Origin of the sequence: Pseudonocardia yunnanensis (genome assembly GCF_039534065.1) — a bacterium.
Classification (GTDB): domain Bacteria; phylum Actinomycetota; class Actinomycetes; order Mycobacteriales; family Pseudonocardiaceae; genus Pseudonocardia; species Pseudonocardia yunnanensis.
On sequence record NZ_BAAAUS010000068.1, the window covers coordinates 65,673 to 88,345 of the forward strand.

Genomic DNA, 22,673 nt, shown 5'->3' on the forward strand with positions numbered 1-22,673 from the left:
CACCTCAGCTGAGGTGCTTCTCGACGACCGGCCAGATGTCCGGCCGCTCGATCAGGCTCAGGTGCCGGGTGTCGTCGAGCACCTCGAGATGGGCGTGCGGGATGCGGGACGCCAACGTCTCGGCCATGGCGGGCGGCGTGGCGTAGTCCTCGCGGCCCACCAGCACGAGCGTCGGGGCCTGGATGTCGCCCAGCCCGGCCTCGGCCTCCAAGCCCGCGAACGCGTGGCACGCGGCGGCGTGCGCCTGGGAGTTCGTGGCCACGAAGATGTCGCTGACGCGGCGAACCTCGTCGGGGTGCGTCGCGACGAAGGACGGCGAGAACCAGCGGTCCACCTGGAAGGTCACCTGCTTCTCGCGCGGCACGCCGACGGCCTTCTCGGCGCGCTCGGTCCACTGCGCCACCCGGTCGGGGCCGTAGTCGGCGGTGGTGTCGGCCAGCACGAGCCGCGCGACGAGGTCGGGGTGACGCTGGGCGAACAGGATCGCGGTGCTGCCGCCCATGGACAGGCCCACGACGTCGACCGGCTCGTCGGCCACCTTCTCGACGATCGCGGCCACGTCGTCGGCGAGGTCGGCGATGCTGAACGGGCCGCCGTCCCAGTCCGAGCCGCCGTGCCCGCGCGCGTCCGGGGCGAACACCTGGTGGCTCCCGGCGAGCGCCGCGGCCATCGGGTCCCACACCCGGCCCGACAGCGCCAGCGCGTGCAGCGCAACCAGTGGGCGGCCACCGTCTCCGGTGCGGGCCACCTCGAAGCCACCTCGTGCGGTGTCGACCTTCACGCGCTCCTCCGCTCCTGCTCAGCTTGGCGGCGCCGGGCCGTGGCCTCGATCGCCGCGCAGATCTCCTCGTAGGTGCCGCAGCGGCAGATGTTCCCCTCCAGATGCGCCGCGATCTCCTCGCGCGTCGGGTCGGGGTTCTCGGCCAGCAGCTCGTGGCCCATCAGCACGAACCCGGGGATGCAGTAGCCGCACTGCATCGCCCCGGCCGCGACGAACTCGTCGACGACGTCGTCGTCCTCGGGCAGCCCGTCGGCGGTTGTGAGCGGGACGCCGTCGTACCGCACGGCACGGGCGAGGCAGCTGCTCACGCTGTGCCCGTCGGCCAGCACGGTGCACGCTCCGCAGGCCCCCACGCCGCATCCCTCGCGCACGCTGGTGAAGCCGGTGCGTCGCAGCACCTCCAGCAGCAGATCGTCGTCCGCCACCGTCACGCGGTGGCGTACCCCGTTCACCTGGAGCACGACGTCGTTGCTCATGACCCGGCCTCTTCCTGCTCGGCGAGTGCGGTGAGGATCCGCTCCGGCGTCAGCGGAAGCTCGGGGAAGCGGATGCCGATGGCGTCGCGCACGGCGTTCGCCACCGCCGGGGCCAGCGGGATGATCGTGGTCTCCCCCACGCCCTTGGCGCCGTACGGGCCGGTGCGGTGCGGGTTCTCCACGATGATCGGCGTGATCTTGTCGGGCACGTCGAGCACCGAGGGCAGCTGGTAGTCCAGCAACGTGCCGTTCACGATCTGCCCCTCGTCGAACACCAACCGGTCGAAGAGGGCGTGGCCGACACCCATGATCGCCGCGCCGGTGAGCTGCTGCTCCACCAGCTTCGGGTTGATCGCGCGGCCCACGTCACCCGCCGCGGCAAGGTGCTCCACGTGGACGCGGCCCGTCGCGGTGTCGACCGTGAGCTGGACCGCGATGGCACCGGCGAACCAGTGTTCGGTGACCTTCTCCGACTGCCCGGTCTCGTGGTCGTAGGGCATCCACGTGGTCGTGAACTCGGCCTCGGTGCTCAGCGTCGTGCCGCGCGCCCCGAAGTGACCGTGCAGCAACTCGGAGATCGAGGCGCGCTCCTGGCTCTGGGTGCTGACCAGGCCGTCTCCGGTCAGCTTCACATCGGTGACGGGCACGCCGAAGCGCTCCGCCGCGATGTCCACCAGCTTGTCGCGCATCGCCTCCGAGGCGCGGCGCACCGCGTTGCCGGTGTGGTAGGTGGACCGGCTGCCGGCGGTGATCGTGTCGTACGGGGTGACGTCGGTGTCCGTGGCCACCACCCGGACCTGGCCCTCGCCCAGGCACAGCGCCTCGGCGGCGATCTGCGCCATGATCGTGTCGCTGCCCTGGCCCATGTCCACCGTGCTGATCATCAGGGTGGCCGAGGCGTCCTGGTTGAGCTGGAGCACGGCGTTGGAGATCGTCGGCGTGAGCACGGCCTTGATGCCGACGGCCACACCGCGGCCGCGACGCAGCCTGCCCTCCTCCCGCTGCAACGGCGTGTCCCAGCCGATGGCCTCGGTCACCGCGTCGAGACAGCCCACGAAGTCGGCACTGTGCATCGGCGTGCCGACCGGGGCGACGTCACCTTCGCGCAGCAGGTTGCGGCGCCGGAACTCGGCCGGGTCCTCCCCGCGCACGCGAGCGAGCTCGTCCACCAGCGACTCGTGCGACCAGGTCACCTGTGGGACGCCGAAGCCGCGGAACGGGCCCGCCGACGGCTTGTTGGTGTAGACGCAGCGCGAGCGGACCGACACGTTCTCGATCCGGTACGGGCCGGTGGCCACCATGCCCGACTTGGCGGTGATCCGGGGCCCGACGTCGGCGTACGCACCGGTGTCGTAGCGGACGTCGGCCGTCGCGGCGACGATCCGGCCGTCCTTGTCGGCGGTCATGCTGCCGGTCACCGCGGCGCCGTGGCGCGTGGTGAGCAGAAACGCCTCCTCACGCGACGCGGTGACGCGCACGGCGGTGCGCTGCGTCCAGGCGAGCACGGCGGCCAGCGGCTCCAGCCGGTCGTACATCTTGGCGCCGAAGCCGCCGCCGAGCGGGGCGCTGCGCACCCGCACCTTGTTCAACGGCAGGCCGAGCAGGTCGGCAACCGACTGCCGGACGTAGGACGGAGTCTGCGTGGTGGAGAGGATCTCCAGCCGGTCCCCGTCGCGCCAGGCCGCCGTGAACGGCAGCTCGATCGGCACGTGGTGGGTGGGCGGGCACCAGAACTCCTCGCGCACCGTGGTGGCGTCCGGTGTCTCCGCCGCCTCGTCCACGTCGCCGCGGCGGAGGTTGAACTCGTAGTTGACGTTCGTGTCCCGCTTGCCGCGCAGGTGCTTGAGGTCGCCGAAGACGATCGAGGGCCGCAGCACGTCGTGCACGAAGGGGGCGCCGGCGACGGCCTTGTCGACGTCGTGCACAGGGTCGAGCTCGCTGTACTCGACCACGACCTCGTCGGCGGCCATCCGTGCCGGGGCGAGACCGCGCGCGAGCACCGCGGCCACCGGCTCGCCGATGTAGCGCACCCGCTCCACGGCAAGGCAGGGCTGGTCGGAGAACGCCGGACCGGTGAACAGCTTGTCACCGAAGCGGGCGTGCAGCTCCGCGCCGGTCACCACGGCCACCACGCCGTCCACCGCCAGTGCCTGCTGGGTGTCGATCGAGTCGATCAGGGCGTGCGGGCGGGTGCTGCGGTGCACGACGACGTCGAGGCACGGGCGCAACGGCTCGTCGGCCGCGTAGAGCAGCTCCCCACGTACCTTCGCCCGAGCATCGGTACGGGTCCACCGTTCACCGACGGCGCCACCAGCGCCTGCGGGACTCTCCCCGAGCATCCGAGCCCTCCTTTCCTGTCGGTCCTGCAGGGCCGGCCACAGCCTCGACGGGCACGCTGCCCGCCGGGCCCCAGGCCGCCCGGATCGCGTCCTCGACCGCTACGAGGCCGAGGCGGCGTTTGAAGTCCGCGGAGCCGCGGATGTCGGGGATGGGGTCGATCACCGGGTCGGCGGCGGACCGGCCGGCCCGTACGACGTCGTCCACCGGCGCGTCGCTCGGCACCTCGACACTCACGTACTTGGGCACCTCGGCGAGCGCGCCGAGCCCGATCCGGATCTCCCGCTGCCCACGCACCGGCGAGGTGACGAGCACAGCCGCCGACGCGCACGGCCAGTCGTTGACGGACTGGCTGCTCAGCTTGGCGAAACCGCACGTGGATCCGGCCTGACCGGGGATCTCCACCGCGGTCACGAGCTCACCATGGCGCAGGTCGGTCTCCTGGAAGGCGACGAAGAAGTCCCGCAGGGCCACCTGGCGGGTGCCCTCGCTGCTGCGGAGCTCGACCCGGGCGTCCAGCACCATGAGCGCGGTTGGCGGGTCCAGCCGGTAGTCGCCGTGGGCGAGGTTGCCGCCGACGCTCGCGGTGTTGCGCACCCGCGGATTGGCGACGTGCCCGTAGACCTGGGCCGCGAGCGGGGTCACGCGCCGTACCAGCGGGTCGGTCTCCATCCGGCGCAGCGTGACCATCGCGCCCACGCGCAGGCCGCTGCTGGTCCGCTCGAGCCCGGAGAGATTCGGCACGAGGGAGAGGTCGACCAGGTCGGAGGCGAAGAGGACGCCCTGTTTGATGAGGATCTGCACGGCAGTGCCGCCGCCGTAGACCATGGGCTGGTCGAGGCTCGCCAGCAGGGCACAGGCCTCGTCGAGGCTCCGCGGCCGGTGCAGCGTGGGAGCCGCCGACACGGAGGCGTCGGCGGTCATCGCCTCGCCGCCGCGACCCGCGACAGCCCGGCGATCACGCCGCCGGTGGCCGCCGCTGCGGCGATCGCAGCGAGAACGAGCACCCTGCGGCCGGTGAGCAGGTCCTCGATGCGGCGCCACCACGGGATGCGACCGGGCGTGGCGCCATCGACGGCGGGAGCCGCGGCCAGCCGGGGCACCGAGGCCGTTGCGGCGCCTGCGGCCACCGGCGCCTTCACCCGCTGGTCCGTGCCTCGGGCCGCGAGCAGCTCACGCGCCACGGCGTTGCCCGGTCCCGGCGGCCCGGCGGCGCACACCCGGGAGAAGTCGGCGGCGAACTGGCGCTCGACCTCTTCGGTGCGCCGCCGCACGATCGACTCGCCGAGGCGCCCGATCTTGCCCCACAGGGCCACGTCCAGGCCGAACTCGACGCGCGAGCTGTCCGCTGCACCGTCCTCGTTGACCGCCAGAGCGGCTTCGATCTTGATCGAGCTGCCCAGCCGGCGGTCCTCACCGCGGAGCAACGCCTTGACCTGTCCGGGCCCTGCCTGCTCGGTGATCTCGGCCGTGAATCCGGCGCTGAACCGGACATGCGCGACCTCGTTGACCAACGTGCCGCGGTAGTGCGTGTCGTCGACCTTCTCGAGCTCTTGGCAGCCCGGCACGCAGGCCCGCATCGAGTCCGGATCGAGGAAGTGGGCGAACACGCGCTCCGGGGCGGCAGGCACCCAGAACGAGGAACTGAGCTTCATTTGACCACCATACTGGACTAGTTATCTCGTATGCAGGACACTAAGCCGGGCCCGGAAGGGCCGTCAACCCGACCCGCGGTCACACCGAACGCCTCAGCTACCGTCTCGTCGCAGAGCGTGGTCGTCGCGGGACGGCGCACTCGGCGCGATCGGCACGGTCGGCGCGTCCACGAATCGGAGGCAGGAGAGCGTCATGGCGAGCGATGTGCCCGCGGTCATGAACGCCGTGCGACTGCTGGAGCGGATCGCCCGCGACTGGCCCGAACCCGTCCCGTCGGGCGTGCTGATCGACGACCTCGAGCTCAACCGCAGCACCTGTTACAACATCCTGGGCACCCTGCAGCGGGCCGGTTGGGCCGCCACGAGAGGCGACCGCTCCGGATGGTGGCTGGGCCCACGCCTGCTGGCCATCGTCGACGCGTCCCAGGACTGGATGCGCGAGGTCGTCCAGCAGGAGCTCGACGACCTCAGCAAGCACCTGGGCTACCTGGTCTTCGCGGTGCGCCGACACGGCTCCGCCGAGTACGCAGTGCTGGCCAAGGCCGACCGCGGGCAGGGCGTGCGGATCACCGTCGGACTCGGGGACACCTTCGTGTTCTCCGCGCCCGCGATCATGCGCGCCTTCCTCGCCTGGTCGGACCCCACCGAGGCCGACCGGGCGATCGACAAGAACGATCTCGTCGCCTTCACCCCGGAGACGGTGGTCGACCGGGATGCGCTGCGTACCGAGCTGGCCGAGACCAGGCGACGCGGCTACGGGATCAGCATCCGCGAGTACGACCTCGGCCAGTCCGGGGTGTCCGCCCCGGTGTTCGACGAGCGCGGCCGCGTGACCATGGTGCTGTGCTCGCTCGCGTTCTCCTCCGAGCTCGACCGGTCGACGGTCACGGAGGCCGGTGAGCTGATCCGTGAGTGCGCCGCGCGCATCACGGAGCGCACCGGCGGCACCCTCCCGCCTCGCTGACCAGGCTCCACCCACCGCACCACTCCCCGTCCCGCCGCGCCCCTGCAAGGTCGCGCGGCGCCTTGACGGCACTCCTGCTCTGTCATACCGTCCGACCACAGATCAGATGTCCTGCATGTAGGACAACTCGTCCAGCGGACAGGCGCATTATGCCGCGGGCGACCGGAGGAAGGACCTCGGTGCACGACATCGCTGTCGCACGGACAACCTGGCTCAGCGGACTGGGGCGCTCCCAATGGCGCTCGCTGTTCGCGGCCAACCTCGGATGGCTCTTCGACGGGTTCGAGACCTACGCGCTCATCCTCACCGCCAGCACCGTGCTGCACCGGCTCGCGCCGGGCGAGCCTGCCAGCTCCGTCGCCTTCCTCACCGGCGCCACCATCGCGGTGACGCTGCTCGGCTGGGGCATGGGCGGCATCCTCGGCGGTGTCTTCGCCGACTACTTCGGCAGGCGCCGCACGCTGATCACCGCGATCGTGCTCTACGCGGCGTTCACCGGGCTCAGCGCGCTGTCCTGGTCGTGGGAGTCCTTCCTGGTGCTGCGTTTCATCACCGGGTTCGCGCTCGGCTCGGAGTGGGGAACCGGCACGTCGCTGGTGGCCGAGATGTGGCCGAGCAACGCCAGGGCGAAGGCCGCCGGGTTGATGCAGTGCGGCCTCGGCCTGGGCTTCTTCATCGCCTCGTTCTGCTGGTACTTCATCGCGCCGATCGGCCCCGACTCCTGGCGCCTGATGTATCTGGTCGGCGTTCTGCCCGCGCTGTTCGCGCTCTGGCTGCGCCGGTCGGTGCCGGAGTCGGAGCAGTGGACGAAGGCGCAACACCACCGCAAGAAGCTGCGCGACCGGGCGCCCGGCGAGCTGACCGAGGGCGAGCAGGCCTACACCCGGCTCACCCTGCGCCAGATCTTCCTCGACCCGAAGCTACGCAGGCTGACGATCCTCGGCTCCGTGATGTCGCTGGTGACGACGCTGGGCTGGTGGGGCATCTCGACCTGGGTGCCGCTCTACGTCTCCGACGTCGCGGCGAAGGCCGGGCACAGCGCCTCGAGCTGGGCCAGTGGCGCCGGAATGATCTACAACGTCGGCGCGATCGCCGGGTACGTCGCGTTCGGCTTCCTCGCCGACCGGTTCGGCCGTAAGCCGGCCGTGCTGTTGTACTTCGCCGCATCGCTGGTGCTCACGCCCGTGCTGTTCCTCTGGACGCACGACCTGCGGATCATCGCCGTCGTCCTCGTCGTGAACGGGTTCTTCACCCTCGGCCAGTACACCTGGATGCCGGTGTGGCTCCCGGAGCTCTACCCCACGCACCTGCGGGCGACGGGTGTGGCGTTCGTGTTCAACGCCGCCCGGTTCGTCGCGTTCCTCGGACCGCTGCTCTCCGGCGCGATCATCTCCAGGCTCGGCGGCTACGGCGTCGCCGCCACCGTGGTCGGCCTGATCTACATCGTCGGACTGCTCGTCGCCCCGTTCTGCCCCGAGACCCGAGGGCGTCCACTCCCCGAGTAGCCCCCCGCTCTCCCCACCACGTCCGTGCCTCCCCGCGCACCGAGGAACCAGATGTCGACCGTCAATGCCGCGTCCTCCCCCGACACCGCAACTCGTGCGATCCCCCGCGGAGCCGCGGTGGTCCTCGTGTTCGCCTTCCTGGGCACCCTCTTCGACGGGGCCGAGCTGAACCTCGTCGGATACCCGATGGCGTACATCGCCGGCAGCCTCCACGTCAGCACGATCCAGATCGTTCAGGTCACCACCCTGCAGGGATTCGCCTCGATTCTCGGTGGACTGGTCTGCGGCTGGCTCGGCGACCGGTACGGCAGGCGCTGGACGTACACGGGCTCCGTACTGATCTTCGGTGTGGCGGCCGTGCTCGGGGGGCTCGCCCCCACCTACGGCCTGTTCCTGGTCACGCGCCTCGTCGCCGGGGTGGGCATGGGTGGGCTGTTCGGACTGGCCTACTCGATGTTCACCGAGAGCTGGAAGACCAGTAAGCGCGGGGCGATGGGTGGGTCGATCCAGGCGATGTACTTCGCCGGCCAGATCATCACCGAGGGCGTCGTGTACTTCTGCACCGTGCAGTTCGGCGAGTCCGAGGGATGGCGCGGCGGCTACATCGTGATCGGCGCCATCACGCTCGTGATCGGCCTGCTGTCCGCGCTCACGCTGCCCGAGTCGGAACAGTGGCGCCATTACCGGCGCGAGCTCGCGGCCGGCCGGGTGCCCGAACGCATGCGGCCGGCCAAGGTGCCGCTGAGCGACCTCTTCCGCCGCGAGCACGTGCGCGGCACCGTGCTGTTCATCGTGCTGGCGAGTGCCATGTTCATCAGCACCAACTCGATGATCGCCTACCTCACCACGTTCCTCGTGCAGGTCGAGAAGGTGCCGCTGGGCACGGCCAGCGTGATCGTGCTGATCGGGCTGGTGATCACGGCCGTCACCTACCCGCTCACCGGCGCACTGTCGGACGTGATCAAGCGCCGGTACGCATTCTTCGTCGCTTCCCTCGTCGGGGTGGCCGGCTTCGGCTGGCTGCTGCTCCTCGTGGCCACCGGGTCGGCGCACGTGAGCTCACAGTTCTGGAGCGACCAGACCTTCTGGGCCGTGCTGCTGTGCGCGGCCGGCAGCGGCGGGTTCGGCGTGCTCGGGGTGTGGATGGCCGAGTACTTCCCCACCCGGATCCGCTCGGCCGGATCCAACACCAGCTACTACGCCGGACGCGGGATCGGCGCGGGGCTCTTCCCGCTGGTCGCGCTCAGCGTCGCGGGCACGGTTCCGATGGCTCTGGCGCTCGGCCTGGTCGGCCCGGTCCTCGCGGCGGCGTTCGCGCTCGGCGTGCCGGACCGCACCGGGCGCACGATCGTCGCGGTGGAATGAACGTCCGCCGCTGACCTCGGGTCACAGCCCTCCGCCACGCTTACGCTGCGCCTGTGTCCGACGCTCCCCTGCCCAGCGAGCCGGCGCACGACGACCTCGCTCCCGACGACGTGGACTACTGGTCGTTCGTCGCCATCGCGGTGGAGCGGACCACTCGCGCACTGCCGGCGGTGGATGCGCGAGCGATGCGGCTGATGCTGAGTCTCTACCGCGCCTCGAACGCAATGGTCTATGACCTCGAGTCGACGGTGCACCGGCCGCGTGGCTGGTCATTCGCGGGCTTCCGGGTGCTGTTCGTGCTCTGGCTCGCCGGGCCGCTGGAGGCCAAGCGCGCGGCGCAGCTGGCCGGGATGAGCCGGGCGGCGGTGTCGGCTCTGGTCAACACCCTCGAGCGGGACGGCCTGGTGGTCCGGCGCAAGGCCGGCCGCGATCGTCGCTCGGTCGAGCTCTCGCTCACCGCACACGGTGAGCAGGTGCTCGCCGACGCGTTCGCTGCGCACAACGAACGCGAGCGGACCTGGGCCTCCGCCCTCACCGACGACGAGGCCGCTCAGCTCACGGCGCTACTGGAGAAGCTGATGGCGAGCCCCGTCGCGGCGGCGGCGAACCGACGCCGCTGACCCACCCGCCCTATCCCGGTGTGCGCGTCGAACGAGCCTGGTTGGGAAACTTGTACGTTGTGAACGACATCCTGCTCAGCTTGGCGCTCGTCCTGCTGTTCATACTGATCGGCGGGTTCTTCTCGGCGTCGGAGCTGGCACTGGTCTCACTGCGCGACGCCCAGGTGCGCCGCATGGCAACGGAGGACCGGCGCGGCAAGCGGGTCGCGCATCTGCGCGAGGACTCCAACCGGTTCCTGTCCGCCGTGCAGATCGGCGTGACACTCGCCGGGTTCTTCTCCGCGGCCTACGGCGGCTCGACGCTGTCCGAGCCGCTCGCGACCGTGCTGAGGGGATGGGGGCTTCCTCCGGGTCTCGCGGGCACGATCGCGTTCATCGTCGTGACGATCGCGATCTCCTACCTGTCACTCGTCCTCGGTGAGCTGGTCCCGAAGCGACTCGCGCTGCAGCGGCCGGAGATCGTCGCCCGGGCCGTCGCTCCCGTCCTCGATCGCGTCGCCAGGCTGAGCCGCCCCTTGATCTGGGTGCTCGGCGTCTCCACCAACGCCGTCGTGCGCCTGCTCGGCCTCGATCCGAAGGCGAGCGACAGCGGTGTGAGCACCGAGGAACTGCGCGACATGGTGCGCACGCACCGCAGCCTCGGCCCGGAGGAGCGGCGCGTGCTCGGCGATGTCTTCGCCGCCGCCAACCGCTCGGTCGCCACCGCGATGGTGCCGCGCACGGAGGTCGACTTCAGCGAGGCCGACATGACCGTCGGCGACGCCGCGCGTGCCGTGCTGCGCGGTTCCCACTCCCGCTACCCCGTCATCAGCGCGGATGTCGACGACGTGCTCGGTGTCGTCCACGTCCGTGACCTGCTCACCGTGCTGCTCACCGACCCCGACGCCGAAAGCCGGAAGCTGCGCGAGATCGCACGCCCCGTGCCGTTGCTCCCGAGCGGGAAACCGCTGCTCGAGGCGCTCTCGGAGCTGCGAGCACAGCGTGCGCACCTTGCCGTCGTCGTCGACGAGTACGGCGGCACCGCGGGGATCGTCACGCTCGAGGACATCCTCGAGGAGTTGGTGGGCGAGATCGAGGACGAGTACGACCCCCAGCGGAGCCCCAGCGCCGACAAGTCGGAGCTCGACGGGCTGCTGCACCGCGACGAGGTGGCCGACCTGACGGGGATCGGACTCCCCGCCGGCCCCTACGAGACGCTCGGCGGGTTCGTGCAGGCGCGGCTGGGCCGGGTTCCCCGGACGGGCGACGCGGTGCGGTTCGGGTCGCACCGGTTCACGGTGACCGAGATGGACGGGCGACGGGTCGCGAAGGTCCGCGTCGAGGAGGTCGCCCCGCAGCCGGGCACGCCCGCATAGTCCCGGCGCATCCCGCAGGCGGGCTCCGGCCGGTGCGAAGCACTGGCCGGAGCCGGACCGGATCGCTCCTCAGCCGACGCTCTGCCGCTGCCCGTGCCAGATCGGCGGCGCGTACCCGGCAGGCTTGTCGCCCAGGCTGACCCCGGGATGGACCAGCCAGCTCTGGTACTCGGGCGTGAACATCGAGTAGAGGGACGGCGGGGGCACCGCGCTGGCTTCCTCGAGCTGCTGCTGGGCCTTCGCCGGGATCTCGAAGTCGAGCGCGGCGAGGTTGCCCTCGAGCTGCGCGCTGCTGCTCGCGCCGATGATCGCGGCTCCCACCCCGGGCCGGTTCGCCACCCAGTTGATCGCCACCTGCGCCATGCTGCGGCCGAGTTCCTTCGCGACGTCCTCCAGGGCGGCGATCACGCCCCACTCCCGATCGTCGCGCGGGCCGCCGGAGCCGGGCGCGCCGAGGGTGAGACGGCCTTCGCCCGACCCGTCCTTGCGGTACTTCCCGCTGAGAAGCCCACCCGCGACGGGCATGAAACCGGTGATGCCGATGCCGAGGGCCTGTGCCATCGGCGCGAACTCGGGTTCGATACCGCGAGCGAGCAGCGAGTACGGCAACTGCACCGTGATGATCGGGCTCATCCCGTGTGCCTCGGCGTACGTCTGGGCCCGTGCGGCGTACCACGCCGGGACGTCCGACAGCCCGGTGTAGCGGACCTTGCCCGAGCGCACCAGGTCGTCGAGCGTGCGGACGACCTCCTCGACGGGGGTCATCCGATCCCAGGTGTGGAGCAGATAGAGATCGATGTAGTCGGTGCCCAACCGGCGAAGTGAGTCCTCCACCGCCCGCATGACGTGCTTGCGGCCGTTGCCGCCTGCGTTGGGGTTGCCCGGATCGACGCTGTTGGTGAACTTGGTGGTGAGCACGATCCGCTCGCGGATCCCGGCGTCGGCGATGAACCTGCCGAGCAACGTCTCGCTCTCGCCCGCCGTGTAGAAGTCGGCGGTGTCGATGAAGTTGCCGCCGGCGTCGACGTAGCGCTGGAAAATGGCCCGGGAGTCGTCCTCCGACTTCCCGTACGGCGCGTGGAAACCGCTCGTGCCGAAGTTCATCGTGCCGAGGGCGAGCCGACTCACCCGCAGACCCGAGCGGCCGAGCAGGTAGTACGCGTCAAGACTCACGATCAAGCTCGCTTCCGTTGCTGGGGGAACCGCCGTTGTCCGAGCGGTACAGCCATCGTTCATCGCAGAAATTGGACCAGCAAGTCCAGAAAATTCGCATGCCCTGGCCGAGTCGGCGCCGAACCGGACGAATTGCACGATTCCGCGGGCCACTGTGGCGGGTAGAGGTCGGAATGACCCTTTTCGGATTCCACGCCTCGCACGAGCAGATACATCCGAGCGCCTTGCTGGCGGCGGTACGCCGAGCCGAGGAGGCGGGGTTCGACGCCGCGATGTCGTCGGACCACATCTCCCCGTGGAGCGCACGGCAGGGCCAGTCCGCGTTCGCCTGGTCCTGGCTGGGGGCCGCGATGCAGGCCACGTCGTTGCCGTTCGGCGTGGTCAACGCGCCCGGCCAGCGCTACCACCCGGCGATCATCGCGCAGGCCATCGGCACGCTCGCCGCGATGTACCCGGGCCGGTTCTGGGCAGCGTTGGGCACCGGCGAGGCGAGCAACGAGCACGTCACCGGTGGCGGCTGGCCACGCAAGGACGTGCGGAACGCCCGGCTGCGCGAGTGCGTCGACGTGATCAGGGCGCTGCTGCGCGGCGAGGAGGTGAGCCACGACGGACTCGTCACCGTGGACAGGGCCCGACTCTGGACGCTGCCCGAGGAGCCCCCGCCGCTCGTCGGGGCCGCCGTGAGCGTCGCGACCGCACGGTGGTGCGCCGAGTGGGCCGACGGCCTCATCACGATCAACCAGCCCGTCGAGACGCTGCGCGAGATCATCCACGCCTACCGCGACGCGGGGGGACGAGGGCGGCTGCATCTGCAGGTCCACCTCTGCTGGGACCCCGACGAGAGCACGGCCGAGGCGATCGCCATGGACCAGTGGCGCAGCAACGTGTTCCCACCGCCGGTCTGCTGGGACATCGACTCCGCCGAGGTGTTCGACGCCGTCTCCGAGCACGTCCCGCTGGAACTGGTCGGCAGGTCGGTGCACATCAGCAGCGACCTCGGGCGGCACACCGCACGGCTCGCCGAGTACGCCGCGCTGGGCTTCGACGAGATCGCACTGCACCACGTCGGCCAGGAGCAGGACGCGTTCGTCGACGCGTTCGGCGCCAAGGTCCTGCCCCAGCTGCGGGAGGCGATGTGAGACTCACCCGCACCTCGGACCTGTGGTGGAAGACCGCCGTCATCTACTGCCTCGACATCGAGACCTACGCCGACGGCAACGGCGACGGGTGCGGTGACATCCGCGGTCTGATCCAGAACATCGACCACCTCGACCGGCTCGGCGTCACATGCCTCTGGCTGATGCCCTTCTTCCCCACGCCCGACCGCGACGACGGCTACGACATCACCGACTTCTACGGCGTCGACGAGCGGCTCGGCTCCCTCGGAGACGTGGTGGAGCTGATCCGCACCGCCCGCGACCGCGGAATGCGGGTGATCGCGGACCTCGTCGTCAACCACACCTCGGCACAGCACCCCTGGTTCCAGAGCGCCCGGAGCAGCCCCGACTCCCCCTACCGCGACTGGTACGTCTGGCAGGACGAACCGCCCGCAGACGGGCCGCAGGGAGTGGTGTTCCCCGACCAGGAGACGAGCGTCTGGGAGTACGACGAGAAAGCGAAGCAGTACTACCTGCACCGGTTCTACAAACACCAGCCCGACCTCGACGTCGCCAACCCCGAGGTGCGCGACGAGATCGCCCGGATCATGGGCTTCTGGATGGAGCTGGGCCTGTCCGGGTTCCGGGTCGACGCCGTGCCGTTCCTGCTGGAGACCGACGGCCAGGACGACGCGACCGCCCTTCCCGACCCGCACGACTACCTCGCCGACCTCAGCGCGTTCCTGCGCAGGCGAAATGGCGAGGCGGTACTGCTCGGCGAGGTCAACCTGCCTTACCCCGACACGATGACGTTCTTCGGCGCGAACGACGGCGGCGGCTCCACCGACGAGCTCACGATGTGCTTCGACTTCATCGGGATGCAGCAGATGTACCTGTCGCTGGCCCGGGCCGACGCCGAGCCGCTCGCCGAGACGCTGCGGCAGCGGCCCGCCCCACCCGAGGACGGGCACTGGGCCACGTTCGTGCGCAACCACGACGAGCTGACTCTCGACAAGCTCACCGAATCCCAGCGCAAGGAGGTCTTCGACGCCTTCGGGCCGGACGAGGACATGCAGCTCTACGGCCGTGGGCTGCGCCGACGGCTGCCCCCGATGCTCGAGGGCGATCAGCGGCGGATCCGGATGGTCTACAGCCTGCTGTTCTCCCTGCCCGGAACCCCGGTGCTCTACTACGGCGAGGAGATCGGCATGGCCGAGGACCTCAGCCTTCCCGGCCGGTTCGCGGTGCGCTCGGACATGGACTGGGCCGCGGCGCGGGAGCAGCAGTCCGACCCCGGCTCACTGCTGTCCTGGATGCGCATGCTCGTCGAGTGCTACCGGGCCTGCCCGGAGCTCGCGTGGGGCCGGTACACGATTCTCGATCCCGGTCAGGATGCGCGGCCGGTGCTCGCCCATCGGTGCGATGCCGACGGCGTCACGGTCGTCGCGCTGCACAACTTCGCCGACCAGGAGGTCGTTGCCGCGCCGGTGTTGCAGGGACTCTCGCGACTGGTACTCACCGATGTGCTCGACCCACGCGCGAAGCCCGTGCGCTCCCGCAAGGACGGCACGATCTCCGTGACGCTGCCGCCCTACGGTTGCCGGTGGCTGCGCTGTGTCCAGGACCGGTAGTGGCGCCCGTAGTGGCAAGGTCTGCGGCGTGAACGCCACCAGCCGCAGTGTCGCGGTCGTCACCGGGGCAGCCCGGGGGTTCGGCCGCGAGATCGCCCGCCGCCTTCTCACCCGCGGGCACCACGTCGTCATCACCGACCTCGACGACCAGGCCGTCACTGTCACCGCGAAGGAGTTGGCGCACGCCGGTGACGGTCTGGTCGTCGGGATCGCCGCCGACGCCCGCGTCGCGGCCGACCACCGTCGCGTGGCGGCGGCCGCTGCCGAGCTGGGACCGGTGACGGCGTGGGTGAACAATGCAGGTGTGCTGCGGTCGGGACCGGTGTGGGACCAGCCGGAGGCGGATCAGACGCTGATGGTGGACGTCAACATCATGGGAGTGATCCACGGCTCCCGGGCCGCGGTCGAGGTGATGCGCGATCGCGGCGGGCACCTGCTCAACATCGCCTCGATGTCGGCGCACGGCCCGGTACCCGGACTCGCGGTGTACGCGGCCACCAAGTCGGCGGTGCTGAACTTCAGCACCAGCCTCCAGGGAGATCTCGACCTCGCCCGTGTGCCGATCCGCGTCCATGCGCTGTGTCCCGACGCCGCCGACACGGCGCTGGTACGCGACGAGCAGGCGAGCCCGGACGTCGCGCTCCTGTTCTCGCAGCGCACCCTGCTCACGCCCGGTGCGGTCGCCGACGCAGCCGTCGCGCTGCTCGACGGGCGCCGCGTGGTGCGCTCCCTGCCCACCCACCGGGCGGGGCTCGCACGGCTCGGCGCACTGATCCCGCGCGTGGCGCTGCCCGTACTGGCGCTGCTGCGGAAGCAGGGCGACCGGCGACGGACGGCCCGCGCGTGACGCGTGCGGTGAACGGTTCGGGCGGACGCGGCCGGGGCCGGCGGCACGACCACGACGCCGGCGGCGACCCGGAACTGCTGGCGGCCAAGGCCGCGTTGCGTGACGAGGTGTGGACCGCGCTCACCGAAGCGCGGGTGGCGCGCTTCCCGGGGGCGCGCAACCGCATCTCGAACTTCGTCGGCGCCGAGGCGGCTGCGCAGCGGCTGCGGGACACCGACGCCTGGCGCGCGGCCGAGACGGTCAAGGCCAACCCGGATTCGGCTCAGCTCCCCGTCCGGCAGCGCGCCCTCGAGGACGGCAAGACCGTCTACATGGCCGTGCCGCGGCTGGCCGAGCCGGAACCGTTCTTCCTGCTCGATCCCGACCACCTCGCGGATCCACCCCGCAAGGCCGCCTCGATCGCGGGCGCCACACGCTCGGCCCGCCGGGTCGCGGTGGCGGACCTCTCGGCCGTCGACCTGGTGGTGAGCGGCTGCGTCGCCGTCGGGGAGGACGGCGCCCGCCTGGGCAAGGGCGGGGGGTTCGCCGACCTCGAGTTCGCGCTCGCCACTGCGGCGGGCCTGATCGGCCCCGAGACGCTCGTCGTCACCACGGTGCACGAGTTGCAGGTGCGTCCCGCAGGCGAGATACCGACGGCCCCGCACGACGCACCCGTCGACCTGGTGATCACCCCGGACCGCGTCCTGGACTGCCGCACCCGCCGTGGCGCCCGCCCGACGGAAGGAATCCGCTGGTCGGAGCTGACGCCGGAAAAAATCGCCGCAATCCCCTTACTACGAGCACTCGCCCAAACCTGACCGCACACAGGTGATGGCCACCGCACACGTGTCCTGCCGTGTGTGCGGTGGCCATCCGATGTGTGCGGCCGTCAGATTGGCACGCTTCTACGAGGGCAGGAGGCCGCCCAGGAGGCCGTCGACGCTCGGCAGGCCGTTGATCTGCGGAAGGAGGAATCCCGGGATGGATCCGTCCGGACCGGGCAGGCGGGCGGCCGAAGGCCAACCGGGGGGAAGATCACCGGCCGGCTGGTCTCCTGCGAGCCGACCGGTGGCCGGCACGCCACCGGTCGGCTCGTCGGCCGTGGAATCACCATCGGCGGACCGACGGCCCGCGGACTCCTCACCCGTGGACTCGTCAGCCATGGACCCGTTGTCGTCCGACTCGGTGCGAGCGGACCGCCGGTCGCCGGACTCGACACCGGAGGGCTCACGGTCGGCGGACTCATGGGTACCGGCCTGGCGCCCGTCGGGATGACCGTCGATGTGGGTCGAGCTGCTGTGCCTCCCGGCGGCGGCAGGCGGTGCGTCACAGTCCGGCAAAGTGACCACATTGTTGCCGGCGAGGAAGACGACCGGGCCGTCGCGGACGAGCAGCCGGCCGCCCACCGCCGCTCCTTCGTTCAGGGCTGCCGACCGGCTCGCCAGAACGGTGCCGGCGAAACGGGATCCGTTGAACAATGCGAAGTCCTGACCCACCTGCCAGAACACGTTGCACGCATCCGCTCCGTTGGTCAGCACGACCGCGCTGTTCACCTGAGCGATCAGCGAAGAATCCTCCGGCGTCTGGAAGACGAAGACCGCATCGTGATCACCCTGCGCGTCGAGGGTGAGCGTGCCGTCCAGATCCAGATCATCAATGCTGCGGTAAACGCCCGGCGCGAGGGTCATGCCACCCAGCTGCGGACCGACCGTGTCGTCCGCGGCACGCCCGGCGAGGTCGTCGTAGGCGGCCTCGACGTCGGCGTCCGCGCGCTCCGCGGCGGCGTCGGCCACGTGGATCTCGCCGTCGACGATCCCCGGCGGGAAGCCCTCCAGCGCCTCCGGACCGGCCTGGTTGACCCCCACGTCACCCGCGATGACCGTGGGGAGCCGGCCGTTGGCCACGCTGTCCTCCGCGAACGCGGCGAACGACCCCGCGTTGCCCAGATCCACGGGCGCCGGGGACGACTGGGCCGATGCCGGCTCGGCGGTGCTGACGATGATCACTACGGCCGAGGTGGTTCCCACGGCCAGTGCGCCCGCCAGCCAGGCACGGAGCCTGCCCCTGCGAGCCGAATGATTTCCCGCTGCCACGAAGATTCTCCCTACCGGTGATCGTCCCCGGGATCGGCATCTGAGTGGACTCGGACCGTGCCGGGATCTGACCTGGCTTCTCAGCGGGATCAACGAATTGCGCTTCCCTCGGGAAACGCAGGTAGCGGGCGCAAACCGCTCTTTCACACAAGCGAGTCGGGAAACACTCCATCGAGAGTGTGGCGGGCCGATTCATCGGCACAGCGCGTAGCGATCACCTCTGCAAGGGAGGGACTCGCGGGCGTCCGGACACATCGGCCGCCACGCACCGCACACGAACAGACGGGCGGACGGATCAACCCGGGTAGGGCCACGGGTTGGGCGCGCACCCGAGGAGCCCCAACGACTGCTGCTGCATCACCGGCGCGGGCGCCCCGATTCCGGGGCACTCCACGTGGCCGAGCCCGAGAAGATGTCCGACTTCGTGGTTGACCACGTAACGCCGGTAGCCGGTGAGGTCCCCGCGATAGTCGGGATGTCCCTCGACCCAGCGTTGGTGATTGACCACGGCGTCCGGCCCGGAGCGGCACGACAGCGGGCCCCCGGTATCGATCGGCGCGCAGAGCCGCGCGGTCGTGTCCGGGCCGGCGAGCCGCACCACGATCTCGGCCTCACCCACGGTGCGCGTGAACGTCGCGTCCCGGCCCCAGCCGCGGGGATCGTTGAGCGTTCGCATCACGAATCGCGCGAAGGCCGCGGGGTCGATCGGGAGCCCGTCCTCCACTTCCACGCGCACGGTCCGCACCACGCCCGGCACGGGGGCCGATGTCGATCCCGGCACCACCGTGAACACGCCCGTCCCGACGGGAGGCACGACGCGGGTGACGATCCCGGCGACCGCGTCAGGCCCACTCACCGCCGCCACCACCGGAACGGGAGCGGGGGGCGCAGCAACCGGTTCGCGAGCGACGGAGGCGTCGGCGACATAGGTGGGCTGCACGGGTCCGGCCCCGGCGACGACCCCGAGCGGGAGCACGCCGAGCACGAGGGCGGCAGGAACCAGTCGTCGCGCGCGCCGGTTCACCGAACGCATCGCGCCACCCTGTCACCGATCGGGTGCTCCTGCCCATGGAAGCGCCCATATCGACACGGAAAGTGATCACTCCCGCACCGAATGGCCTGTGGCGTCCACACCGTCCGTGCGGTTAGCTACTGCCAGTAACGACTGGGGGTGACGTGGGCGGTCGGCACCGGCGGAGCGGCCAGCGACGGCGCTGGCCCGTCGTCACGGTCACCGCCTTGCTCGTGGTCGGCGCGGGCGTCGTGATCGGGACGCGAACCCTCACCGAGTGCCGGCCAGTGGACCTCACCATCGCCGCCGACCCCGCGGTGGTCGAGCCCGTGCGCCAGGCGCTCGCAGCCGAACGCCGCGGCGCAGCGAGGTGCGCCCAGGTTCGCGTGGTCGAGGCCTCGTCCACGCTGGCGGACGAGATCCGGGCCAACGCGCCCGGGCTGCCCGACGTGTGGATCCCGGACTCCTCGCTCGCCCTCGACGCGCTGGACACCGCGTCGGGCGCCGTGGTGGACCAGCGGTCGTCACTGGCCTCGTCGCCGGTCATGCTGGTGCTCCCGGAGGCCGACGCCGGGCGCTACGGCAACCCCGCGAGGCCCGTGTCGTGGAACACGCTCCTCACCCATGCCCAGCCTCCCGCCCTGCCCGACCCCTCCGCCGAACACGCCGGACTCGCAGCACTCACCGCCTTGCACATCGCCATCGGTGACGACGGCGGCAGACCGCGTCCGGCGTTCGTCGCCGCGGTGCTCTCCCTCTCCCGCGACGCGCCGCCCTCGGTGGCGGCGGGCTTCGACGCCGTGCAGCGCGACGGGGCGGCGGCCCGGGCGTTCCTCGCGTCCGAGCAGGCCGTGGTGCGTCACGACCGGGAGCGGGCCGGTGGGAGCGGCGGCGCGCCGGTCACGTCCCTCGCGCTGCGGGAAGGGGCCGCCGCCCTGGACTTCCCGTTCGTGCGCATCCGCGCGGGCAGGCCCGCAGGCCTCGACCCCGCGCTCGGCGAGACGATCAACGCCATCGAGGGCCACCTGCACGGTCCGGCGGCGCGAGCCGCGTTCGCCGCCGCGGGGCTACGCGAACCGGACGGCAGTCGGCTCCCCGGCACCGGGGAGACCGCACGGCTCGCCCTCCAGGCTGCCGCCGCAGCGCCTCCTCCGCGACCGCTCGCGCGCGAGACGCTACGGCTCTGGGGCCTGCTCACCACGCCGAGCCGGCTTCTCACGGTGATCGACGTGTCCGACTCCATGGCTCAGCCTGCGGGGAGGAGCAACCGCGTGGCGCTCACCGCGGCGGCGGCGCAGACGGGGTTCTCGCTCCTGCCCGACTCCGCATCCGCCGGGCTCTGGACGTTCCCGTCACGTCTCCCGGAGGCGAGGCCGTGGCAGGAACTCGTCCCGCTGGGCCCGCTGAGCGAGCCGACCGCGGGCGAGCCCACCCGGCGCACCGCGCTCACGGTCGCGGTCGAGGCCCTGCCCGACCGGCTCGGCGGAGAGGGGTCGCTCTACGCCACGGCGCTCGCCGCAACCAGGGCCGTCCGCGACACCTACGACCCCGGACACCCGAACACGGTTCTTCTCGTCACCGACGGGAAGAACGAGGCGAACGACGGGGTCGATGGGCCCGGCGCACTGGAGGCGCTGCAGGCCGAGGCCAAGCCCGACCAGCCGGTTCCGGTGATCGCGATCGGCCTGGGTCCGGACGTCGACGACGACGCGCTGAACCGGATCGCGGAGGCCACCGGCGGGCGCGCCTACGAGGCGAACGATCCGAAGGACATCGGCTCGGTCATGCTCGACGGGCTCTTCGGACGCGGTTGCCGGCCGGGCTGCTGACCCCGATCCTCGACGTATGGCCTACGCCCTGGCCGCCGACCTGGTGATGCTGGTGCACTTCGTGTTCCTGCTGTACGTAGCGCTGGGCGGGTTCCTCGCCTGGCGCAGGCCGGGACTGATCGTCCCGCACATTGCGGCGGCGGCCTGGGGCCTGCTCAGCGCAACCGTCGGCATGGACTGCCCGCTCACCGCGTGGGAGGACGCCGCCCGCCGCCACGCGGGCGAGCAGGGAATCCCGCACGGCTTCATCGGCACCTACCTGACCGGCGTGATCTACCCCGCCGACCGTCTCGTCGAGGCGCAGCTTCTGGTGGCGAGCGTCGTGCTGGCCTCGTGGATCGGGTTCGCAGTGCGGCTGCGGCGCCGCCGACCGGCCCGCAAGGCGTGACGGCTGCTGCCGGTCACGCCTCGGGCCGTCGACGCGGCGGTGGTGTGCGGCCCGCGGTGATCAGCGGCCGGGGTCGCTGTCGGAACCGCGCTCGTCCCACTCGCGGTCGGACTCGTCGGCGGCTGCGGTGCGCTCGCGCGCGATCTCGAGCGCCCGCGCCGCGGTCTCACGGTCGGGGTAGGGGCCGAGCCGATCGTCGGCCCGGCAGCCCTCCGGCGGCTCGACGGTGCCGTGCTTGAGGCAATAGAACCATTGCTGATCGCTCATGTGTGAAGGGTGGCATTCCGTGGCGTGTGCCGCTCGCCATGACCCGGGTGCGGCAGCATGACGGCTCATGAACGTCACCTGGTTGCGTAGCGACACCCTTGAGGTGGGCGTGATCGCCCACGGAGCACGAATCGTGGCGGTCCGCACGCCCGACCGCCAGGGTCGCTGGGGAGACGTCGCGCTCGGGCTCGCCGACGAGGACGCCTATCGGCGCGACCGCGACTACCTCGGGGCATGCGTGGGCCGCTTCGCCAACCGGATCGCCGGCGGACGGTTCACCCTGGACGGCACCGACTACCGGATTCCACAGAACGAGCCGGGCGCGGCGCTGCACGGCGGACCGGACGCGTTCGAGCACGCCACGTGGGAGCAGGACGAGCCCGCCGCCGAGACGGTGACGCTGCACCGGCGCAGTCCCGACGGGGAGAACGGCTTCCCCGGGACGCTGCAGGTGACCGTCACCTACGCGGTCGACGGCGCGGAGCTGCGGATCGAGCACGAAGCCGGCACCGACGCCCCCACCGTGGTCAACCTGACCAACCACACCTACTGGAACCTGGCCGGGGGCGGCAGCGTCGAGGACCACGAGGTGTCGCTGACCGCCTGGCAGTTCCTGCCGGTGGACGAGCACCTCATCCCGTCCGGCCCGCCCGTGGCCGTGGCCGGCACTCCTTTCGATCTGCGCACCCCGCAGCGGATCGGGGCGCGGCTGCGCGAGGGACACCCGCAGCTGCGAGCCGCTCGCGGCTACGACCACACCTTCGTGATCGACGGGCCGAGCGGCGCCCTGCGCACCGCGGCCTTCGTGGTGGAGCCACGCAGCGGGCGGACGCTGCAGCTGCGCACCGACCAGCCCGGCGTGCAGTTCTACACGGGCAACATGCTCGACGGCACGCTCGTGCTCCGAGACGGCAGCGCAGCCCGCCAGGGCGATGCGTTCTGCCTGGAGCCGCAGGCCTTCCCCGATTCCCCGAACCGGCCCGACTTCCCGTCCACTGTGCTGCGACCCGGCGAGGTCTACCGCTCGCGGAGCATCCTGCGCTTCGGCACCACCGGCTGAGTCGGGCACAGGCCGCGAGTCGGGGTGTTCTCCGCCATCCCGTCGTTACGGCGAAAAGCATCGCTAACACACGCTCGAAGCGTCACGATGGGTAGGCAGCGGGGCTTGGGGGTCCTGCAGCTGGACCGACGGGGACAATCGGGGGGACGCTTCGTGAAGGTTGTGCTGTTCTGCGGTGGTTACGGCATGCGGATGCGCGATGGCGTGTCGGATCTGCCGAAGCCGATGCATCCGGTGGG

Annotated in this window: 21 protein-coding genes and 1 pseudogene; 13 read left to right on the top strand and 9 right to left on the bottom strand. The window is 71.2% G+C overall.

What is annotated here, in order from left to right; genetic code table 11:
• Positions 1–4: 4 nt before the first annotated feature.
• From ABD743_RS43990 to ABD743_RS44010, 5 genes are read right to left on the bottom strand one after another with little or no spacing between them, the layout of a single operon-like run.
• Positions 5–781 (bottom strand): alpha/beta fold hydrolase, encoded by a 777-nt coding sequence (locus ABD743_RS43990; RefSeq protein WP_344730600.1) that lies wholly within the window; start codon positions 779–781, stop codon positions 5–7.
• On the bottom strand, positions 778–1,257 hold the full coding sequence (locus ABD743_RS43995) for a (2Fe-2S)-binding protein (RefSeq protein WP_344730602.1): 480 nt from the start codon (positions 1,255–1,257) through the stop codon (positions 778–780). The genes ABD743_RS43990 and ABD743_RS43995 overlap by 4 nt, the downstream gene beginning before the upstream one ends.
• Positions 1,254–3,596 carry a xanthine dehydrogenase family protein molybdopterin-binding subunit gene (locus ABD743_RS44000; protein ID WP_344730604.1) on the bottom strand — a complete coding sequence of 781 codons (2,343 nt, stop codon included), beginning with the start codon at positions 3,594–3,596 and terminating at the stop codon, positions 1,254–1,256. The genes ABD743_RS43995 and ABD743_RS44000 overlap by 4 nt, the downstream gene beginning before the upstream one ends.
• A complete protein-coding gene (locus tag ABD743_RS44005; RefSeq protein WP_344730606.1) occupies positions 3,553–4,518 on the bottom strand; it encodes an FAD binding domain-containing protein in 966 nt (321 codons plus the stop codon). The genes ABD743_RS44000 and ABD743_RS44005 overlap by 44 nt, the downstream gene beginning before the upstream one ends.
• Complete coding sequence (locus tag ABD743_RS44010) at positions 4,515–5,249, bottom strand: SRPBCC family protein (protein ID WP_344730608.1); 735 nt, start codon at positions 5,247–5,249, stop codon at positions 4,515–4,517. The genes ABD743_RS44005 and ABD743_RS44010 overlap by 4 nt, the downstream gene beginning before the upstream one ends.
• A gap of 193 nt (positions 5,250–5,442) precedes the next feature.
• Here ABD743_RS44010 and ABD743_RS44015 point away from each other — a divergent pair, with 193 nt between their 5' ends.
• From ABD743_RS44015 to ABD743_RS44035, 5 genes are all read left to right on the top strand, one after another.
• Positions 5,443–6,213: an IclR family transcriptional regulator gene (locus tag ABD743_RS44015; protein WP_344730610.1), complete on the top strand. Its 771-nt coding sequence runs from the start codon at positions 5,443–5,445 to the stop codon at positions 6,211–6,213.
• Positions 6,214–6,392: 179 nt separating this feature from the next.
• Positions 6,393–7,718, top strand: a complete 1,326-nt coding sequence (locus ABD743_RS44020) for an MFS transporter (protein ID WP_344730612.1) — start codon at positions 6,393–6,395, stop codon at positions 7,716–7,718.
• 51 nt (positions 7,719–7,769) lie between these two features.
• Positions 7,770–9,083: an MFS transporter gene (locus tag ABD743_RS44025; RefSeq protein ID WP_344730614.1), complete on the top strand. Its 1,314-nt coding sequence runs from the start codon at positions 7,770–7,772 to the stop codon at positions 9,081–9,083.
• Positions 9,084–9,151: 68 nt separating this feature from the next.
• On the top strand, positions 9,152–9,703 hold the full coding sequence (locus tag ABD743_RS44030) for a MarR family winged helix-turn-helix transcriptional regulator (RefSeq protein WP_344730643.1): 552 nt from the start codon (positions 9,152–9,154) through the stop codon (positions 9,701–9,703).
• A 59-nt stretch (positions 9,704–9,762) separates the two neighbouring features.
• Positions 9,763–11,058 carry a hemolysin family protein gene (locus ABD743_RS44035; RefSeq protein WP_344730617.1) on the top strand — a complete coding sequence of 432 codons (1,296 nt, stop codon included), beginning with the start codon at positions 9,763–9,765 and terminating at the stop codon, positions 11,056–11,058.
• Between the two features lie 69 nt (positions 11,059–11,127).
• On the opposite strand, the gene ABD743_RS44040 is transcribed toward ABD743_RS44035, so the two are convergent.
• Complete coding sequence (locus ABD743_RS44040; protein ID WP_344730619.1) at positions 11,128–12,231, bottom strand: aldo/keto reductase; 1,104 nt, start codon at positions 12,229–12,231, stop codon at positions 11,128–11,130.
• A gap of 173 nt (positions 12,232–12,404) precedes the next feature.
• Here ABD743_RS44040 and ABD743_RS44045 point away from each other — a divergent pair, with 173 nt between their 5' ends.
• Genes ABD743_RS44045 through ABD743_RS44060 form a run of 4 tightly spaced genes read left to right on the top strand, consistent with a single transcriptional unit; the run spans position 12,405 to position 16,603 of the window.
• Positions 12,405–13,370 carry a TIGR03885 family FMN-dependent LLM class oxidoreductase gene (locus ABD743_RS44045; RefSeq protein WP_344730621.1) on the top strand — a complete coding sequence of 322 codons (966 nt, stop codon included), beginning with the start codon at positions 12,405–12,407 and terminating at the stop codon, positions 13,368–13,370.
• Complete coding sequence (locus ABD743_RS44050) at positions 13,367–14,959, top strand: alpha-amylase family protein (protein WP_344730623.1); 1,593 nt, start codon at positions 13,367–13,369, stop codon at positions 14,957–14,959. Before ABD743_RS44045 ends, ABD743_RS44050 begins: the two co-directional genes overlap by 4 nt.
• Before the next feature lie 28 nt (positions 14,960–14,987).
• Positions 14,988–15,806: an SDR family oxidoreductase gene (locus ABD743_RS44055; protein ID WP_344730625.1), complete on the top strand. Its 819-nt coding sequence runs from the start codon at positions 14,988–14,990 to the stop codon at positions 15,804–15,806.
• A complete protein-coding gene (locus ABD743_RS44060) occupies positions 15,803–16,603 on the top strand; it encodes a 5-formyltetrahydrofolate cyclo-ligase (protein WP_344730627.1) in 801 nt (266 codons plus the stop codon). Before ABD743_RS44055 ends, ABD743_RS44060 begins: the two co-directional genes overlap by 4 nt.
• A gap of 87 nt (positions 16,604–16,690) precedes the next feature.
• On the opposite strand, the gene ABD743_RS44065 is transcribed toward ABD743_RS44060, so the two are convergent.
• Together ABD743_RS44065 and ABD743_RS44070 are read right to left on the bottom strand one after the other, a co-directional pair.
• Positions 16,691–17,878 carry an ice-binding family protein gene (locus ABD743_RS44065; RefSeq protein WP_344730629.1) on the bottom strand — a complete coding sequence of 396 codons (1,188 nt, stop codon included), beginning with the start codon at positions 17,876–17,878 and terminating at the stop codon, positions 16,691–16,693.
• 295 nt (positions 17,879–18,173) lie between these two features.
• Complete coding sequence (locus ABD743_RS44070) at positions 18,174–18,911, bottom strand: DUF3152 domain-containing protein (RefSeq protein ID WP_344730631.1); 738 nt, start codon at positions 18,909–18,911, stop codon at positions 18,174–18,176.
• A gap of 143 nt (positions 18,912–19,054) precedes the next feature.
• On the opposite strand from ABD743_RS44070, the gene ABD743_RS44075 reads away from it, so the two are divergent.
• Positions 19,055–20,719: a substrate-binding domain-containing protein gene (locus ABD743_RS44075; protein WP_344730633.1), complete on the top strand. Its 1,665-nt coding sequence runs from the start codon at positions 19,055–19,057 to the stop codon at positions 20,717–20,719.
• A 16-nt stretch (positions 20,720–20,735) separates the two neighbouring features.
• Complete coding sequence (locus ABD743_RS44080) at positions 20,736–21,107, top strand: DUF2784 domain-containing protein (protein WP_344730635.1); 372 nt, start codon at positions 20,736–20,738, stop codon at positions 21,105–21,107.
• 60 nt (positions 21,108–21,167) lie between these two features.
• On the opposite strand, the gene ABD743_RS44085 is transcribed toward ABD743_RS44080, so the two are convergent.
• A complete protein-coding gene (locus ABD743_RS44085) occupies positions 21,168–21,374 on the bottom strand; it encodes a hypothetical protein (RefSeq protein ID WP_344730637.1) in 207 nt (68 codons plus the stop codon).
• Between the two features lie 67 nt (positions 21,375–21,441).
• Between ABD743_RS44085 and ABD743_RS44090 the strand changes: the two genes are divergently transcribed.
• Together ABD743_RS44090 and ABD743_RS44095 are read left to right on the top strand one after the other, a co-directional pair.
• A complete protein-coding gene (locus ABD743_RS44090) occupies positions 21,442–22,434 on the top strand; it encodes an aldose epimerase family protein (protein WP_344730639.1) in 993 nt (330 codons plus the stop codon).
• Between the two features lie 153 nt (positions 22,435–22,587).
• Positions 22,588–22,673: pseudogene (locus ABD743_RS44095) on the top strand (glucose-1-phosphate cytidylyltransferase); the annotation flags it as partial.